At 65.8% G+C, this 17474-nt stretch carries 14 protein-coding genes and 1 pseudogene; 3 read left to right on the forward strand and 12 right to left on the reverse strand.

Annotation, left to right across the window (positions count from 1 at the left end; all coding sequences use genetic code 11):
• Positions 1-800 precede the first annotated feature (800 nt).
• Complete coding sequence (locus WS66_RS31725) at positions 801-2435, forward strand: hypothetical protein (protein ID WP_159086610.1); 1635 nt, start codon at positions 801-803, stop codon at positions 2433-2435.
• Positions 2436-2913: 478 nt separating this feature from the next.
• On the opposite strand, the gene WS66_RS33915 is transcribed toward WS66_RS31725, so the two are convergent.
• Both WS66_RS33915 and WS66_RS31735 read right to left on the reverse strand, forming a co-directional pair.
• A complete protein-coding gene (locus WS66_RS33915; protein WP_159086611.1) occupies positions 2914-3378 on the reverse strand; it encodes a hypothetical protein in 465 nt (154 codons plus the stop codon).
• Between the two features lie 126 nt (positions 3379-3504).
• Positions 3505-3633: pseudogene (locus WS66_RS31735) on the reverse strand (peptidase S8/S53 subtilisin kexin sedolisin); the annotation flags it as partial.
• Between the two features lie 173 nt (positions 3634-3806).
• Here WS66_RS31735 and WS66_RS31740 point away from each other — a divergent pair.
• On the forward strand, positions 3807-4925 hold the full coding sequence (locus tag WS66_RS31740) for a helix-turn-helix transcriptional regulator (RefSeq protein WP_059599575.1): 1119 nt from the start codon (positions 3807-3809) through the stop codon (positions 4923-4925).
• Positions 4926-5099: 174 nt separating this feature from the next.
• Positions 5100-5216: a LamG domain-containing protein gene (locus WS66_RS34240; protein ID WP_162499700.1), complete on the forward strand. Its 117-nt coding sequence runs from the start codon at positions 5100-5102 to the stop codon at positions 5214-5216.
• A gap of 76 nt (positions 5217-5292) precedes the next feature.
• On the opposite strand, the gene WS66_RS31750 is transcribed toward WS66_RS34240, so the two are convergent.
• From WS66_RS31750 to WS66_RS31795, 10 genes are all read right to left on the reverse strand, one after another.
• Positions 5293-6480 carry a M20 aminoacylase family protein gene (locus WS66_RS31750; RefSeq protein WP_059599577.1) on the reverse strand — a complete coding sequence of 396 codons (1188 nt, stop codon included), beginning with the start codon at positions 6478-6480 and terminating at the stop codon, positions 5293-5295.
• A gap of 30 nt (positions 6481-6510) precedes the next feature.
• Positions 6511-7980, reverse strand: coding sequence for an aldehyde dehydrogenase family protein (locus WS66_RS31755; protein WP_059599578.1), 1470 nt, complete (start codon positions 7978-7980; stop codon positions 6511-6513).
• A complete protein-coding gene (locus WS66_RS31760) occupies positions 7977-9254 on the reverse strand; it encodes an NAD(P)/FAD-dependent oxidoreductase (RefSeq protein WP_059599698.1) in 1278 nt (425 codons plus the stop codon). Before WS66_RS31760 ends, WS66_RS31755 begins: the two co-directional genes overlap by 4 nt.
• A 137-nt stretch (positions 9255-9391) precedes the next feature.
• Positions 9392-10717 carry an NAD(P)/FAD-dependent oxidoreductase gene (locus WS66_RS31765; RefSeq protein WP_059599580.1) on the reverse strand — a complete coding sequence of 442 codons (1326 nt, stop codon included), beginning with the start codon at positions 10715-10717 and terminating at the stop codon, positions 9392-9394.
• A gap of 2 nt (positions 10718-10719) precedes the next feature.
• The gene (locus WS66_RS31770) at positions 10720-11454 is read right to left on the reverse strand and encodes a cupin domain-containing protein (RefSeq protein ID WP_059599582.1); all 735 of its coding nucleotides are present in this window, start codon (positions 11452-11454) and stop codon (positions 10720-10722) included.
• An 84-nt stretch (positions 11455-11538) separates the two neighbouring features.
• The gene (locus tag WS66_RS31775) at positions 11539-11994 is read right to left on the reverse strand and encodes a helix-turn-helix domain-containing protein (RefSeq protein ID WP_059599584.1); all 456 of its coding nucleotides are present in this window, start codon (positions 11992-11994) and stop codon (positions 11539-11541) included.
• Positions 11995-12177: 183 nt separating this feature from the next.
• Entirely contained in the window at positions 12178-13455 is a 1278-nt protein-coding gene (locus tag WS66_RS31780) for an NAD(P)/FAD-dependent oxidoreductase (protein ID WP_059599699.1), read from the reverse strand.
• 166 nt (positions 13456-13621) lie between these two features.
• Positions 13622-15493: an ABC transporter ATP-binding protein gene (locus tag WS66_RS31785; RefSeq protein ID WP_059599586.1), complete on the reverse strand. Its 1872-nt coding sequence runs from the start codon at positions 15491-15493 to the stop codon at positions 13622-13624.
• Positions 15493-16452: an ABC transporter permease gene (locus WS66_RS31790; RefSeq protein ID WP_059599587.1), complete on the reverse strand. Its 960-nt coding sequence runs from the start codon at positions 16450-16452 to the stop codon at positions 15493-15495. The genes WS66_RS31785 and WS66_RS31790 overlap by 1 nt, the downstream gene beginning before the upstream one ends.
• Before the next feature lie 30 nt (positions 16453-16482).
• Positions 16483-17436 carry an ABC transporter permease gene (locus tag WS66_RS31795; protein ID WP_059536198.1) on the reverse strand — a complete coding sequence of 318 codons (954 nt, stop codon included), beginning with the start codon at positions 17434-17436 and terminating at the stop codon, positions 16483-16485.
• Between the last annotated feature and the right edge of the window lie 38 nt (positions 17437-17474).

Consider the following 17474-nt stretch of genomic DNA (forward strand, 5'->3'; position numbering starts at 1 on the left):
CAACAGAAAAAGGTTTGCCGCGGACGCGATGATTTGGACGTGCGAAACCGGCAGGTGCGCCGGAACCGAAGACAACACGCATCACGACCACGATGGTCGGTGCATTTCGCGGCGCACCCGCAACGCGCCGCCGAAACACGTCCGCGTGTGTTTTCACCTGCGCTGAATGGCGCCACACGGCGATGGGTGCGATACGCCTTGGCCGGTTCCAGGCGTGCGTCGCTCGAGGGCGGACAAGATACCGGTATGCAACGTGAGTGCCGCGCCGTATGCGCGGTCTCTACGGATCGTCAAGCCAGAAGACATGCCCGACGCCTGCTGGTGCCATTGCACAACGGCCGGTCTGCACGGATCCGGGCGCGAACGAACGCGTCGCGGTAGTCCGCGCGAGAACATTCACACGGCCTCGCGCTCAATCGCAGACTGATACATCTGATCGACGCTCCAGTAGCGCGAGCGCGGAAGGCGTACGCTCCGTGCGTTCTCTCGCAACGATTCAGCAGCTATCGTCGAGACCTTCCCCGACTCCGCCGGCAGGCCGAGCGGGCATGGCGCGGATATCCGCGGGATGCATTTAGGACGGTTCTCATATTCTGATCGCGCGCCCCTCGTTAGCATACGAAAGCCATTTTGCGTGTGATTAACGGGACGACTCGGTTATCCGGTCCTCATCGCAGCCCCCTCCGCTCAACCGCTCGTGGTCGAACGTGCGTTGCGTGTCGACCTGAATCCGGATGGCGGCGATAAATCATGTGCGCTCCACCGAATGTGTCTACTCCTCTCCTCGCCATTGCATTGAAATGTCAAATCTCAAACCACTTTTTCTACGCGCTGCGATTCGCTTTTGCTTGAGCGGCGCGCTGGCGCTCGGTCATGCTGTCTCTGCCCATGCCGCGGCCGATGACCCGTTCAGCGTTCCGTGCAGCCGTTCGCCGACGATTTCCGACCACTCTTATGCGCCGTTAGTGATTGAGGTGGGCGATTATCTTTATTTGCCTGACATTCCCGCTGGTACGACGGGTGCACTCGTCGGGCGCATTCACAAAACGAATCCCCAACTGACGCAACTGGCAATCATCTTCAAGGAAGTTACCACCTGGGACGATTTCCCGGACGTCGCTGTCGGCGCATGGCTGTCGGCGAGCGGCGGCTTGCGCTCGATCGTTGTTCCGAATAGCCAGGATGTGCGCTTCCCCAATCTTCCCTATTCGAGCAAGACCACACTGAATCGTCTCAGCGCGGACTACATCATCAACGGCATGCAAATCGCGTCAATTGCTCAATTTACGCAGCAAACCAGCAACTCGCTGGGGCAGTTCGTTCGCGGGCCGGGTACTCAAGTGCAAGATCAGACCGCCAGAAAGATGGTGGCGGACGCCTTCCTGAACCAGTCACCGATGACGTTCGGTGCGCATATGTTCTACTCCTCTATCATACTTGGAGACCGCGGTCAGCAGCTTTCGGATTGGTGGTTGAATGGAAACTTCTCGAACATGGGCCTTTGCGGATACTCCAGCCAGTTCCTTTACAGAACGACGGTGACGCCAACCGCCTCCCGGACGCTCACGCTGTCACCGATCAGCGGCACCATCAGCGTGTCGAACGGAAAAATGCTCGTATCCGTTCCGCCCGTATGCCGTATCACGGACGGCAACATGGAATGCCCGATATCCGCCAACTCCACGGCCACGATGGATAACATTTCGTTCATCGTACCGCCTTCTCAGCAATCCGACGTATGGTTCAAGACGGCTGGCGGGCAGAAGTTGTCGAAGGTCTCTGCAACTGCCTTAGGCACAACGAAACTGGTGGTCACGTCGAATCTGCTGGATTCGCTGCTGGGCGACGCCGAAGCGAAGCCGCTCGGCGAAACCATCGGCGCGATCGTGCAATCTACGGGTGGAACGGCCGTCGACATGCAGGTGTCTTTTTTCGAAGATACGGAACTGAAACGTCTCACATTCGGCGTCGCGATCGACGAGCGCGACCCCGCCGCGATGGGCAAATATTCCGGTTCGATCGGCCAGGATGCGGAGATCGTCGTGCCGCTCACAATCCGCCAGTATGGCGCGTCGAAGGCGACCAAGGTGTCGGTAGACGTGCTCGCGCCCAGTGTGCAAACCGCCGACGGGCCACGTTGCAAATTCGTCGACAAGAGTGGTGCAACAGTGGTTGCAGTGCCGTCAATCGTTCGCTTTTATGACGGCACTGGGCTCGACGATCGCCCGGACAATTGCGCCGGCACCGTGTATGACGTCGCCACGCTAAGGTGGCGCGAGACCCTCGGCGGCGCATTCGCGTACGAGGGGGCCCTCGATATGGACCTGCGCTTCCCACTCGATCCAAAGCAACTCGCGACCGACACGTCAGGCGCGCCCTGGTTTGGTACCGTTTCGGCCAGCGGCGAAGTCCGCGTACGCGCTGACTGGCTCTAAGCGACTGCGGCCTTGGCGGTGCTCCGCGCTGACATTAGACATTCCGCGAATAAATCCTTCGATGCCGCACCGCTTCGCCAGCATCGTGAGCGACGGTTCCGTCTGCGACTGTCTCAGGCTCCCAGCGGCGATCGACAGACGGGACTGCAGCCGCTTGAGCGACTTTCGATCCCCGCGCCCGATCGCCGTTGGTGGCACCTCGCAATTCGATTTCGCGCAGGTCTTTTATAGAAGTCCTGATTTGGTGCCACACGACAAGACTTTGTCGGATTGGAATCCGTCTAATCGAGTGCAGCCGTCCTTTTCGTGAAAAATCAGGACTCCTCGCGCGCTTACACCAGCACTCGAGACTGTCCTTGTCCATCTTTGACTTTCTTTCAGACGTATCTGATTGTTCCGATTAGTCGATTTCGCGACGATAGGTTCGCGTGGGAGGCGTCGTCCTGATAACGCGATTCCTTCCCTGCAAATCATTCACTCAGATTTTTTGGGATCGTTCTGAACAATGAAAAAAATAACCCTGACTCTTCTCTTGATGGCGCTCGCCCTGCCCGCCTTCGCAGGCCAATGCAATAGCTACGGCTATCAAAATAAGCTGCGAAAACTTGAAGTCAAAGCCGAAGCCGCGAGCCGGTATGGCGACAGGATCAAGGCGCAGAAGCTCCGGGAAAAGCGCCAGTATTTGATGTCCCGTTGCCAGTTGACGCACACCATTGGCGGAACGACTGAAAACCACATCCCGTACCAATATCACTAATTTGCCGTAGGCGTAGGCGTAGGCGCGCGGTGTCAGGAAACGCGCGCCGTCCGCGCGTGAAAACAGGCAGCCCCTCGAATCACAATCGGCATGCACGGCCACCGCTACTGGGAGCACGACGCATGGATGAATCGTCATCCGCGTGAACATGATCCATGGCGTGAGGACGAGCACGAGCACATGCACGAACACGGCTATCGTGAATAGCGCAGACGCACCGCCAGATACGAGGGAGGAAACCGCTGCCGATCAACACTCTCGTATGTGGCGCATCGGCCCGCCTGATTTTCTCGGGCCGCCACCATATCCACGTCAAGGTGCGGCCATCAGCGCCTGGATCAGATTGGCGGCCATCGGGCGCCCGAGGCCGGTCACGTAGTCGTATCCGACCGCCGTAGTACAAAGCGTTCCGCATGTGTCGTTCGATCCGCTGACAATGTCGCGGAAGTTCGCCGCGTAGGCGCTCGACGCGAGACCATTCAAGTGAATGAAAATCCAGAAACAATGCGGTACGGAAGGCAAACAGCGTGTGTTAGCCTGAAACAAATTCGGTATTCGAATCAATATCGTCAGACAAAATCCGCATACAAAATCATTACGCGGCGGGGTGGAACCTGCAACGGGACCAGCTCATCGGGGACCTCTACGAGGCCACCCTATACCCGGATGGTTTTCTCGAAGTCTTCCATCGGGTATCCGAATCGCTCGGCGCAAACGTCTTTCATATGTTCAGCTGGGACGCCGCGCGCAATGCACCGAAATTCTCGATCTATTCGCCGCGTGCGGAATTCGACACGATCGTCGCACTCTACGACCAGTATTACGGTGCGCTCGATCCGCGCCGCGGCTTCGTCGAGAATGCACCGCTCGGCGAATTCGTTTGCTGCCAGGATCATCTGACCGAACGCGATGTCGAGCGCAGCGAATTCTTTCAGGACTATCAGATTCCGTCGGGCATTCGCTACCTGATGGGAATGCGCTTCGCGCGCCCGGGCAGCGACGACATCCTGCTCGGCTTGCTGAGAGCGCACGGCCGACCGCCCTATTCGTCAGAGGAACGCGCGAACCTGACGGGCATAGCCGGGCATCTGCAACGCGCGATCAACCTCTGGCAGGATGCAAGCGTGCTGCGTCGGGACGCTGCGCTCGGCCGCGAACTGATGGAGGAAATGGGCTTGTCCGTCTTCACGCTCGACCGGCATTCGCGCGTCGTATTCGTCAACCGGGCGGCAGCGTCGATGTTGCGCGCCACCACTTGCCTCAAGCTCGAGCACGGGCATCTGAGCGCGGCGAGCGCGCCGCAGAACGATGCACTCAAGGCGGCCGTGGCACGTGTCGCGAAGACCCGCAAAAGCGAGAACCTTGCGCTGGCCGGCACCGTGAGCGCCGCGCACGAAATCTTTCTCGGCATCGCTTCGTTATCCGGACAAGCACGCGATGGCGCACTCGGCGACGCTGCGATACTGATCACCGCCAGGTGCCGCAGCGCCGCTCCACTCGTCGTCGCTCAGCAACTTCGGCAGGCATTCGGCTTGACGAGCGCCGAAGCCGCCGTCGCCGAAGCATTGGTCGGCGGCAAGACGCCGGAGGAATGTGCGGCCATTGCCGGCGTGTCGCTCTCGACCGTTCGCACCCAGTTGCGCGCGATCTACGAGAAGACGCATTCCCGAAATCAGACCGAGGCGGTTGGCCGGATGCTCTGGGTGCTACCGCAGCACGCGCGCGATGCGTGATCTCTCGAAATCGCGAGCCACCGATGTATCGAAAAACGGCGGCTGCAACGACCGGTTGTATTTCGCGCTCGCCAGCACCGTTCGCTCGTTGCAGAACACGCATACTGCGCACGATTTGCGGCCGCTGACGTAGCAACGAGCGAACAGGTTCGCAACATTCGACGCAAGCCGCCAGTGATGCAGCTGATAGTGCATTGCGACCCGTTCTTCACCGGCGCGATCGACGAATTCCGCATCCATCGCGGCGCGATGCCGGCCGCTCAGGTGAGGGCGCTCGCTCAGGGCGCGTGATGCGTGCCGGGGCTCCGAATGCGTGTCGCGGCGGGCTGCGCCTCCACTGCCCGCTGCTCGGACATCGCGCACGCACTCACGGCGATCGCCTGAAGTAATGCTGCGCCAACGCGACCCAATACCGTACCCCGGCCGGAATGATGTCGTCGTTGAAATCGTATTTCGGGTGATGCAGCGCCGGCGCAGCCGTTCCGGCCGGCGCGTTGCCGATCAGCACATAAGCGCCGGGGCGCTCCTCGAGCATGAAGCCGAAGTCTTCGGACGTCATGTTCGGCGGCACGTTGGCGTCAACGCGTGCGTCGCCGAAGGTGTCGCGAATCACCGCTTCGCAGAGCGCGGTCTCGGCCGGCGTGTTGACCGTCGCCGGATAGTACTGAAAGAACTCGACGTCGGCTTGCGCGCCATGAGCGCGGGCGAGCGCCTCGCACATGAGCCGGACGTCGCGCTGCAACTGTTGCTGCAATGCCGACGAAAGCGTGCGAATCGTCCCCCGCAGCTCGGCGGTGTCCGGAATGACGTTGTCCGTCGTTCCCGCATGGAACATGCAGACGGAAATGACGGCGGGATCCACGGGATCCTTGTGGCGCGCGGCGATGGTCTGACACTGCAGCACCATCGAACAGGCGAGCGGGACGGGATCGATGCCCAGGTGCGGCTGCGCCGCATGCGCACCCTTGCCGGTCACCGTGATCCTGAACCGGCAGCCCGCGGCCATGATGGGGCCCGTGCGCAACCCGAAATGCCCGGCCGGCAAGCCGGGCCAGTTGTGCATGCCGAATACCGCTTCCGCCGGGCATTGCTCGAACAGCCCGTCGTCGATCATCTTCCGCGCGCCCGCGCCGCCCTCCTCGCCGGGCTGAAACACGAAATGGACGGTGCCCGGCAGCTGCGGCAACGCTTTCAGCACGCGTGCGGCGCCGAGCAACATCACGGTATGGCCGTCGTGGCCGCACGCGTGCATGATCCCGTGCGTGCACGATGCATGCGCGAAGTCGTTGGCTTCGTGGATCGGCAACGCGTCCAGATCGGCGCGCAGTATGATGCCGCGGCGCGGATCCGCGCCAGGCAGGCTCGCGACGACGCCTGTACCGCCCAGCCCGCGCGTCACCGCATAGCCGAGCGCTTCGAGCTCGCGGGCGACGACGTCGGCCGTCCGGTGTTCTTCGAATCGCAGCTCGGGATGCGCATGCAGGTCCCGGCGCAGCTTCGCCCAGTGCGCGTGATGCGCTTGCAGCGACGTGTCGGGAATGACGGGGTTTTCCAATTTCGGCACCTTCGAAAAATAGACGGCTGCTCAGTCGTAAAAGCCGACGATCGACTTGATCTCCATATACTCCTCCATCCCTTCGATCCCGTATTCGCGACCGTTGCCCGACTGCTTGTAGCCGCCGAACGGCGCCTGCGGATCCCATGCCGGGTAGTTGAGATGCACCTGCCCCGACCGGATGCGCGCGGCCACCGCACGTGCCCGTTCCTTGTCGGCGCCCTGCACATGCGCGCCGAGCCCATAGACCGTGTCGTTCGCGATCGCGACGGCTTCGTCGACCGTATCGTAAGGAAGAATCGCCAGGACAGGACCGAAGATCTCCTGCTGCGCGATCGCCATGTCGGTGCGGACGTCGGAAAAGATCGTCGGCCGCGCATAGAAGCCACGGTCGAATCCCATGGGCCGTCCGGGGCCGCCGGCGATCAGCTTCGCCCGTTCGTCGATGCCCGCGTCGATCATCTGCGCGACGCGACCGAACTGCGCGCGATTGGCGAGCGGCCCGTGCGTCGTCGTGCCGTCGAACGGATCGCCGACGATCAGCTGTTGCGCTGCCGCGACGGCCAGTTCCTCGACCGCGCCGAGCACGTCGCGCGGCACGATCATGCGGGTCGGCGCGCTGCACGATTGCCCCATGTTCCGGAACGCGGCGGCCACGCCCGGCCCGATCGCCTGCTGCAGGTCCGCATCCGGCAACACGATGTTCGGCGATTTGCCGCCCAGCTCCTGCGCGACGCGCTTGACGGTCGGGGCCGCCGCCTGCGCCACGAGCACGCCCGCGCGCGTCGACCCGGTAATCGATACCATGTCGACCTCGGGGTGCGACGAAAGCGGACCACCCACCGCCTCGCCGCTGCCGCTCACCAGGTTGAAGACGCCGGCGGGCACGCCCGCATCGGCAATCACTTCCGCGAACAGCAGCGCGCTGAGCGGCGACAGCTCGCTGGGTTTCAGGACCACCGTGCAGCCTGCCGCGAGCGCCGGGCCGACCTTCGCGGTGATCTGATAGATCGGCCAGTTCCACGGCGTGATCAGCGCGCATACGCCGATCGGCTCGCGTACGACCGCGGTCGTCCCGCGCCGCGTGACGAACGGGTAGCGAGCCAGATTGTCGCGCGCGACCCGGATATGTTCGGCCGCGAGCGGCACATGGGCGCCGCGTGCATAGCTGATCGGCGCGCCCATTTCGAGCGCAAGCGCCGCGGCGAACCGTTCCGCGCGCTCCAGCATCAATGCGTGCACGCGGTCGAGCAGCGCGGCGCGTTCTTGCGGCGAGGTCGTGGCCCAGCGTTCGAACGCGTTGCGCGCGGCGCGCACCGCGCGGTCGGCATCGCGTGCGTTGCCGAGCGGGATGTCGCACAGCACGTCTTCGGTGGACGGGCAGACGACCGCGAAGCGCTCGACGCCGTCGGGTAAAACCCAGTCGCCGTCGATGAAGAAGCGATCGAGCCTGCCGGCTTCCATCAGATGACGAACCGGTGAATTGACCAGTGAATTCATTGCAGCGTGTCCTTGAGTCGATACCATGCGCCGACGAACGGCAGAAACCACGGCTTGCCGAAGTGGCCGGGAATCGCGGGCCAGTCGAAGCTTTTCCATGGATTGAGATCGGCGCGTCCGTCCATGATCTCCGCCATCAGCGTGCCCATCAGCGTCGCCATGTGCGTGCCGTGGCCGCTATAGCCCATCGAGTAATACACGCCGTCGCGCTGGCCCGCGCGCGGCAGGCGGTTGGCCGTCATGTCGACCATCCCGCCCCAGCAATAGTCGATGCGCACGGCGGCCAGTTCGGGAAACACGGCAGACATCTGCTGTCGCAGGATCAGCCCGCTCTTTTCGTCCGAACGCGGGTTGGACGTCGCGAACCGCGCGCGCCCGCCGAACAGCATCCGGTTGTCGGGCGTGACGCGAAAGAAATTGACGAAGTTCTTGGTGTCGGTGACCATCCGGCGGGTCGGCAGCAACCGGTCGAGCAGTTCGCGCGGCAACGGCTCGGTAACGATGATGAACGCGCCGACCGGCACGATCCTGCGCCGGATCCAGCCGAACGGGCCGACCTGCGAGATGCCGCTCGCGAGCAGCACCTGGCGCGTACGGATCTCGCCGAGCGGCGTCCGCACCGCGTAGGCGCCGCCCGCCTCCCGCGTCATGCCGAGCACCGGCGCATGCTCGAGAATGTGCGCGCCGCGCGCTTGCGCGGCGTTCGCCAGGCCGCGCACATAGCGGCCGACGTGCATCCCGGCACTCTTCTCGAAGATCAGCCCGCCGTGATAGCGGTTCGAACCGATCTCGTCGTGCAGCTCCGCCTTCGTCACCAGGCGCGTGTCGGGGTCGACGCTTGCCGCGAGCAGCGCCTGGCTTCGCACGAGCTTGTCGTAGTGCTCGGGCTTCGCCGCGAGCTTGAGCTTGCCGCGGCGCGCGAAGTCGCAATCGATCGCCTCCTCCCTGACCAGCCGCTCGACCGTATCGACTCCCGCGTCGAATGCGAGATACAACCGGTTCGCCAGTTCCGTGCCGATGCGCTGCGACAGGAACGCGTAATCCTGCGCGAAGCCGTTGTTGCACATGCCGCCGTTGCGTCCCGACGCCGCCTGTCCCACGGTGCCCGCTTCGCAGACAACCACGCGCGCGCCCTTCTTCGCCAGCGCGAGCGCCGCCGCCGAACCCGTGATCCCGCCGCCCACCACCACCACGTCGCAACTTCCGTCAGGCCGCTCGGTCGAGCGGCTCATGAACGGCTCGGACGTATCGAGCCAGTAGGATCCGAAACGCATCACGCACTCCAATGTCGGCAGCACCAGGCTACACAGCGCGGCGAGCATTCACCACACCGATCCGGCCGCTCGCGCGCCGTCCGGATCGAAACGCATCGTCCCGAGGCCGCCACCGTCGTTCCAGTGACGACCGCGAACTAGAAGTCGGCAACCTTGCCCCAGGCGGAATCGCCGAACCGGCTCGGCCGATACGGCACCGGGTCCACGATCGGTTGCGCACCCGTGGCGAGATCCGCGATCAAGTGACCAGCGCCGGGGCCGATGCCGAAGCCGTGCCCGGAAAAGCCTGCCGCCAGGATCAATCCCGGCACGCCCGGCACTTCGCCGATACCCGGCACGCCGTCCGGCGTGCTGTCGACGAACCCGGCCCATGCGTGCGTGATCGTCGACTCGCGAAGTTCAGGAAGCAGTTCGACGGCACGTCGATACGTTTCGGCGACCGTCGGCATGTCTGGCTTCGGATCCAGGATGCGCACCGCCTCCATCGGCGTCGGCGCATCGAGCCGCCACCGCTTCAGCGTTTCGTGTCCGCCGCGCATGCCTTCGAGGCCGCCCGGAAGAAGATTGCGCCAGCGCTTCGCGAACATCGGCACGAACTGCGGCGCGAAGCGCAGGAACTGCGGCGTGAGGTCCACGCGTGCGCGGCCGCTGATCGCCAGTGCGTAGCGTCCGTCGCTGCGGCGGGTGATGGACACGCCGGACGTATACAGCGCATCCGGCAGCGGATGCTCGACAGGCGACACGCTCAGGATCGACTGACGGATCGACGCCTGCGGAAAACGAATCCCCAACTGTCGGCAGAACGACGACGCCCACGCGCCGCCGGAGAGCACGACCGTCCTGGTCTTGATGACGCCCGCCTCGGTAACGACGCCGCTGACGCGCCCGCCCTCCAGCTCGATGCCGCGCGCCGCGCAGTGCTGGTTGATGCTGCCACCGAGCTTCATGACCGCGGCCGCTACGGCCGGCGCGGCCTTCCCCGGGTCGGCCGTGCCGTCGCTCGGCGAGAACACGCCGCCCTTCCACGACCGCCCGGTCGCGTGCCCGCGCTCGCCGGCCTGCTTGCTGTCGAGCATGTACGTCGTTACGCCCGCGGTCTTCGCGAAATCGCCCCAGCTGGCCCACCGCGACAGCTCGGCCTCGTCGTTGCTCAGGTACAGCAGCCCGCAGCGGTGAAAGCCCGTGTCTTCGCCGGATTCGGCGGCGAATCGCTCCCACAGATCGATGCTCTTGCTCGCCATCGGCAATTCGCGTTCGTCGCGGTTCTGCTGCCGGCACCAGCCCCAGTTGCGGCTCGACTGCTCGGCCCCGATTCGGCCCTTCTCGACCAGCGCGACCGACACGCCGCGCCGGGCCAGGTAGTAGGCAGTGAAGACGCCGATGATGCCGCCGCCGATCACGACGACATCGGCCGAAGCCGGCGGCGTGGACGGCGTTTCGATTTGGCGCAACGGAGGGGACATGTTCAGTCTCGTTCGGTTGATACGTGGATGTTTTGCACGACGTAGAATTTCGCCACGCGTTCGCTGCTTTCCCATCCGATCGATGCGCCGCGCGGCACGAAGAGCGCGTCGCCGGCGCCGAGCGACAGCACGCTGCCGTCGGGTGCGGCGAACCGTACGCTGCCGGCGAGCAGGAGCATGAACTCGTTCACGCGATGCGGGCGAACGATCCGGTGATAGGGCGTCGAATCCCACGTGCCCGCGCAGTACTCGGCGCCGTCGTCAATGAACACGTTGTCGCTACGGCATTGCGGTGCGGGGCCGAGCAGCACCTCTGCCGGCAGCGATGCGGACGGCTTGAAGTCGGCGTCGGCACACAGCGGGAACAGGCCGCGCTTCGTCGGTTGCGCGCATGCAGCCGCGCAGAACGTGACGAGCACGCGCGATTCCGCGGTGACGCGAAGCGCCGTGCCGCCGCCGATCACTGCCCCCTCCCCCGGCCCGAGCACCAACGGTGCGGCGCCCGCCGCTTCCAGCGTCAGCTCGCCTTCGACGACGACGAGGGTCTCGATGTGCGGATAACGCGTGACGTCGAGCTCGCCGACGAAACGGATACGCCCGGCGGCCATCGAATCGAGCCCTTCCCACGCGATCTCACGATGTCGCGCGAAAGGATCACGCTCACCGAACGCCTGCTTGCGGAAAGCTGTTGTATTGGCCGTGCCGTCGGCACGATGCAACACGAAAACTGCGGTCATTTCTGCTCCTGCCTGTGCGCGGCGATGTTGTCGACAACCCGTCGCGCGGTATCGGAAATCGTTGTTCGCGGGCGTCGCCCGCGCCTACGCGGCGTGACGCGACGCTTCGCTGCGTTCGGCATGCGTGCGCATCGACGACGTTCGCGCCGGCGCATCACCCGCCCGGGCGACCACGTAATCGCGCGGCGTAATCCCAAGCACCCGCCGGAAATGCCGGCACAGATGGCTCTGATCGAAGAAGCCGACCTCGGTCGCGACGACCGACGGCGCCAGACCGGCGCGCAGCAAATCCTGCGCACGCCGCACACGCACGAGACACAGATACCGGTGCGGCGACAAGCCGACTTCGCTGCGAAAGCGCGCCGTGAACCTCGACACGCTCAGTCCGGCCACCGCCGCGAGCGTGTCGAGGTTCAGCGGCTGCGCGAACGATGCATCGATCGTGCGCAGCACGTCGCCGATCGCCGGCGAGACGGGCTGCGGAATACGCAGTGCGCGCGGCGTCGCGCCTTCAGGCAAATCGTGGAACAGGGTGGCCATGCTCGCCGTCCTCATGCAATCGTCTCAACGGTCGCGCCTTGTGCGGCGAAATGCGCGATCGAGCATCGCTCGATCAACGAGGCCATCATGTCACCGACGCCCGTCCCGTCGCGGCGACGTTCTTCGGCGGCGAGCAGGCAAACGAATCGTGCGTTCATATCGAATCTTCCCGAGGCAGCCGCTTCAGTGCAGGAAATCCTGCATCCGGTAATACGCGCCGACGAACGGCAGGAACCACGCTTGCCCGAAATGGCCGGGCATCGCCGGCCAGTCGAGTTCGCGCCACGGATTCGACGCGGCCGCGCCGTACAGCACGTCGGCCATCACGCGGCCCATGTGCACGGACATCTGCACGCCGTGGCCGCTGTAGCCCATCGAGTAATAGAGCCCGTCATGCTGACCCGCGCGCGGCAGCCGGTCGGCGGTGATGTCGACCAGCCCGCCCCAGCAGTAATCGAGCCGCACGTTCGCGAGTTCCGGAAAATAGCCGGCCATGCCGGCGCGCAGGATCTCGCCGCTTTTTGCGTCGGAGCGCGGGCTCGACATCGCGAAGCGCGCGCGGCCGCCGAACAGCAGCCGGTTGTCGGGCGTCACGCGGAAGTAGTTGCCGATCTGGCGCGACGTCACGTATGCGCGGCGATGCGGGAACAGCCGGTTCAACTGCGCGTCGGGCAGCGGCTCGGTGACGACGATGAAACTGCCGACCGGCGCGATGCGCCGCCGGAACCACGCGAACGGGCCATGCTGCGACGCGCCGGTCGCAACCAGCACGCGATCGGCGACGAGCGTGCCGCGCGTGCTGGTGATCGTGTGGCGCTCGCCGTCGATCCGATCGAGTCGCGTGACGGCCGCGTGTTCGTAGATGCGTGCGCCGGCTCTCACGGCCGCCTGCGCCAACCCGACGCCGAACTTGCCCATGTGCATCTGCACGCCATTGCGTTGCAACAGCCCGCCGTGGAAACCGTCGGACGCGATTTCATCGCGGATTCGCGACGGCTCGATCAGTTCGATATCCGGATCGACGTCGCGCCGCAATGCGTCGAACGTCTTCGCGAGTCCCGCGAAATGCTGCGGTTTCGCCGCGAGCTTCAGCTTGCCCGCCCGCCGAAAGTCGCAGTCGATCGCATGCTCGGCGACGATCGTCTCGACGCTCTTCACCGCACTTTCGTAGGCGCGATAGAACTGCTTCGCCGGCTCGGCGCCGATGCGTGCGGCCAGCGACGCGTAGTCCTGCGCGACCCCCGTATTGCACTGGCCGCCGTTGCGGCCGGACGCTTCGCCCGCGATCTGCGCGGCTTCCAGCACGACCACCGATACGCCGCGCTGTGCCAGCGCAAGCGCCGCCGACAGGCCGGTGAAGCCTCCGCCGATCACGACCACGTCGGCGCGCCCTTCGACGGACCCTTCGCAGCCGGCACGAAACGCGGGGCGGGTATCCAGCCAGTACGATTCGAATTTCATCGGATCCTTGTCGAGCATTCCGGCGACAGCGATTGGCGATCGCCCGTTGAATGTCATTTAATCACCGTCAAAAAGCGCAGTTGCCGCGTATTCGCGCACGGCGCGCGCACGATCCACCGTTTTGCACGACCACCGCAGCACACTATGCGGAAGGCCGCGCGACGCGCTACAGACGCACCGGCTGCACCGGCGCGACGCCCGCCGCCGGCTCGGCCTGGAAGCGCGCGAGGTCTTCTTCGCTGCGATGGCACAGCACCTGCGCGCCGTTCTCGAGCGTGCGCAGCGCGGGCGCGGTGCGGTTGCACACGCCGTCCACCCGCATCGCGCAGCGCGACAGGAACGGACACAGCTCGACATCGTCGGCGCTCGCGCCGATCGGCACCAGCGGCCGGTGGCAGCGCTCGGCCGCATCGTCGAGCCAGCCCGCGCGCAACTCCGGTGCCGACGACACGAGCAGGTGCGAATACGGGTGGTAAGGCGGCGCGCACAGCGCATCGCGGCTGCCGGTTTCGACGCGGCGGCCGGCGTACAGCACGACGATGTCGTCGCTGATCGCGCGCACCTTCGCGATATCGTGCGTGATGAACACGTACGACACGCCGAGCTTCGCCTGCAGGTCGCGCAGCAGGTCCATGATCGCGGCGCCGACCACGGTATCGAGTGCCGACGTGACCTCGTCGCACAGGATCAGGTCGGGCTCGGCCGCCAGCGCGCGCGCGAGGTTCACGCGCTGCTTCTGCCCGCCGGACAGCTCGCCGGTACGCCGCGCGGCGACCGCCTGCGGCAGCCGCACGAGTTCGAGCAGTTCCGCGACGCGCTGCCGTGCACGCGCGCCCTTGATCCCGTGATAGAACGCGAGCGGCCGCGCCAGCGTGCGCTCGACGGTATGCACGGGGTTGAGCGCGGTATCGGCGTTCTGGAACACGATCTGCACGCGGCGGTGCTGCTCCTTGGTGCGCTTGCCGATGTCGAGCGCGAGCGGCTCGCCGTCGAGCAGGATCTGCCCGGCCGTCGCCGGCACGAGGCCCGCGATCACCTTGGCGAGCGTCGTCTTGCCCGAGCCCGATTCGCCGATCACGCCGACCGTCTGCCCGCGCCCGATGCGCAGGTCCACTTCGTGAAGGATCACCTTCGCGGGAAAGCCTTTCGCGGTACGGCCGCCGTAGCCGGCGACCGCGCCGCGCACGTCGAGCAGCGGCGCCGGCGCGGCGCTCGCCGCTAGCGCATCACGTTCGGCATCGCTCGGCGTGACCGCCGCGATCAGGCTCTGCGTGTACGGATGCGTCGGCGCATGCAGGATCTGTTCGGTGTCGCCCGATTCGCGGATCACGCCATCGCTCAGCACGACGATCCGGTCGGCCATTTGCGCGACCACCGCCAGATCGTGCGACACGTACACCGCGCTCATCCCGCAGCGCCGGATCACGCTCTTGAACGCCTGCAGCACGTCGATCTGCGTGGTGACGTCGAGCGCGGTGGTCGGCTCATCGAGGATCACCAGCTCCGGATCGGTGATCAGCGCCATCGCGGCCATCAGCCGCTGCAGCTGGCCACCCGACACCTGGTGCGGATAGCGCCTGCCGATCGTCTCCGGCTCGGGCAGCGCGAGCGCGCGGAACAGCTCGACCGCCTTCGCCTGCGCATCGCGCTTCGTCATCGTCTTGTGGATCAGCGCGCTCTCGATCACCTGGTCGAGAATCGTGCGCGACGGGTTGAACGCGGCGGCCGCGCTCTGCGCGATATACGCGACCTTGCGCCCGCGCAGCGCGGCCAGCGCCGGCGCAGGCAACGTGCAGACGTCCACGCCGCCGAGCTTCACCGACCCGCCGGCGATCCGGCAGCCGGCACGCGCATGGCCCATCAGCGACAGCGCGATCGTCGTCTTGCCGGAGCCGGACTCGCCGATCAGCGCGAGCACCTCGCCGCGCCCGATCTCGAAGTCGACGCCGTGGACGATCGTCGTTTCCTCGCCGCCCGGCCGGCCGCCGACGACGCGCAGCCCGCGCACCTCGACGAGCGGAGTCGAATCATCTCGCATCAGTGTTCTCCCGCGGCAGCGGCCGCGCCCTTGCGGCGGCCGCGATGCGGCAGGCCGTCGATCAACAGGTTGACGCCCACCGTCAGGATCGCGATTGCGACCGCGGGCATGATCGCGACGGCCGAGCCGTCGCCGAGGCTCGCGATGTTCTCGCGCACCAGCGAGCCGAGGTCCGCGTACGGCGGCTGCACGCCGAGCCCGAGAAAGCTCAGGCCGCTCAGCAGCAGCACGACGAACGTGAAGCGCAGCCCGGTATCGGCCAGCATCGGGTGGATCATGTTCGGCAGCATCTCGACGCACGCGATGTACAGCGCGCTCTCGCCGCGGGCCCGCGCGACCTGCACGAACTCGAGCGTGCTGATGTTGACCGCCAGCGCGCGCGCGATCCGGTACGAGCCCGGCATGTAGCTGACCGCGGCGGTCAGGACCAGGAGCGGCAGCGACGAGCCGAACGCGGCGACGAACATCAGCGCGAACATCTTCGACGGAATCGACGTGAGCGCATCGAGCAGCCGGCTCATCGTCTCGTCGACCGCGCGGCCGGAGACGGTCGCGAGCAGTCCGAGCGTCGTGCCGGTCAGCGCGGCGAGCAACACCGCCGCGAGCGCGAGCAGCACGGTCAGGCGCGTGCCGTACAGGATCCGGCTCAGCATGTCCCGGCCGAGGAAGTCGGAGCCGAACGGCAGCTTCGCGCTGAACGGCGCGAACACGTCGGGCGTGACGATCGCGCCGACGTCGTGCGGCGCGAGCAGCGGCGCGAACGCCGCGATGAACAGCATCAGGCCGACCATCGACAGGCCGACGCGGCCGCCGGTCGTCAGTTTCATGCGCGCGGCGCGGCGCTTGCGCGGCTGGTCGGGGGCGGGCGCGGCGGGCGGCGTCGCGCCGCTCCACGGCGGAGGCTGATCGCCGGACGGCGGCAGCGCGCTGCTGCGTTGAACGGGTTCGGTCGGGTGCATGGGCGGCATCTCGGAAGGAGGACGGGACGCTCAGGTCCGCAGTCTCGGGTTCGACACGATCGAGCACAGGTCGGCGAACAGCACGAGCGTCAGATAGGCGACGCAAAAGATCAGCGTGCACGCCTGGACCAGCGGGAAATCGCGGTTGCCGACGGCATCGACCATCAGGCTCGCGAGCCCCGGATAGTTGAAGATCGTCTCGACGACGATCACGCCGCCGAGCAGATACGACAGGCTCAGCGCGACCGCATTGGCGATCGGGCCGATCGCGTTCGGCAGCGCATGGCGCAGCACGACGCGCGCGGGGCTCGCGCCCTTGAGCACGGCCATCTCGACGTACGACGCGCTCAGCTGCTCGATCACCGCGGCGCGCGTCATCCGTGCCATCTGCGCGATCACGACCGCGCACAGCGTCAGCACCGGCATCGCATACGCGCGCAGGAAATCGTGCAGGCTTTCGATCGGGCCGCTGTACGACAGCGCAGACAGCCAGTGCAGCTTCACGGCCAGCACGAGCACGGCGACCGTCGCGATCAGGAATTCCGGCGTTGCGACGAGCGACAGCGTGCCGAGGCTGATCACGCGATCGACCACCGACTCGCGCTTGACCGCCGCGAGGATCCCGAGCAGCAGCGCGATCGGCACCGACACGGCGGTCGTGATCGCCGCGAGCGCGAGCGACTTCGGCAGACGTCCGCCGATCATCTCAGACACCGGCATGTCGCCCGACAGCGAGCGGCCGAAATCGCCGTGCAGCAGCCCCGCGAGCCAGTGCAGGTAGCGCACGTGGGCCGGCATGTCGAGGCCGAACTGCTGACGCAGCGCGGCGACCGTCTCCGGCGTCGCGGACTGGCCGAGCGCGGCCTGCGCGGCGTCGCCCGGCAGCAGGTTCGTGATCGTGAAGATGATCGCGGACACGATCAGCAGCGTCAGCGCGGTAACCGCGATGCGCCGGCCGATCAGCCCGAGCAGGATTCGATTCATGAAGCGGCACTCCGGAAAAATTCGCGCGCGACCAGGGC

The sequence above is a fragment of the Burkholderia sp. LA-2-3-30-S1-D2 genome (assembly GCF_001523915.2).
GTDB classification, from domain to species: Bacteria; Pseudomonadota; Gammaproteobacteria; order Burkholderiales; family Burkholderiaceae; genus Burkholderia; species Burkholderia diffusa.

What these genes read in the sequence shown, in the direction of transcription:
- WS66_RS31795 (WP_059536198.1), bottom strand. Translation starts at nt 17,436, where the DNA reads ATGAATCGAATCCTGCTCGGGCTGATCGGCCGGCGCATCGCGGTTACC.
- WS66_RS31765 (WP_059599580.1), bottom strand. Translation starts at nt 10,717, where the DNA reads ATGTCCCCTCCGTTGCGCCAAATCGAAACGCCGTCCACGCCGCCGGCT.
- WS66_RS31790 (WP_059599587.1), bottom strand. Translation starts at nt 16,452, where the DNA reads ATGCACCCGACCGAACCCGTTCAACGCAGCAGCGCGCTGCCGCCGTCC.
- WS66_RS31770 (WP_059599582.1), bottom strand. Translation starts at nt 11,454, where the DNA reads ATGACCGCAGTTTTCGTGTTGCATCGTGCCGACGGCACGGCCAATACA.
- WS66_RS31725 (WP_159086610.1), top strand. Translation starts at nt 801, where the DNA reads ATGTCAAATCTCAAACCACTTTTTCTACGCGCTGCGATTCGCTTTTGC.
- WS66_RS31755 (WP_059599578.1), bottom strand. Translation starts at nt 7,980, where the DNA reads ATGAATTCACTGGTCAATTCACCGGTTCGTCATCTGATGGAAGCCGGC.
- WS66_RS31775 (WP_059599584.1), bottom strand. Translation starts at nt 11,994, where the DNA reads ATGGCCACCCTGTTCCACGATTTGCCTGAAGGCGCGACGCCGCGCGCA.
- WS66_RS31760 (WP_059599698.1), bottom strand. Translation starts at nt 9,254, where the DNA reads ATGCGTTTCGGATCCTACTGGCTCGATACGTCCGAGCCGTTCATGAGC.
- WS66_RS31785 (WP_059599586.1), bottom strand. Translation starts at nt 15,493, where the DNA reads ATGCGAGATGATTCGACTCCGCTCGTCGAGGTGCGCGGGCTGCGCGTC.
- WS66_RS31780 (WP_059599699.1), bottom strand. Translation starts at nt 13,455, where the DNA reads ATGAAATTCGAATCGTACTGGCTGGATACCCGCCCCGCGTTTCGTGCC.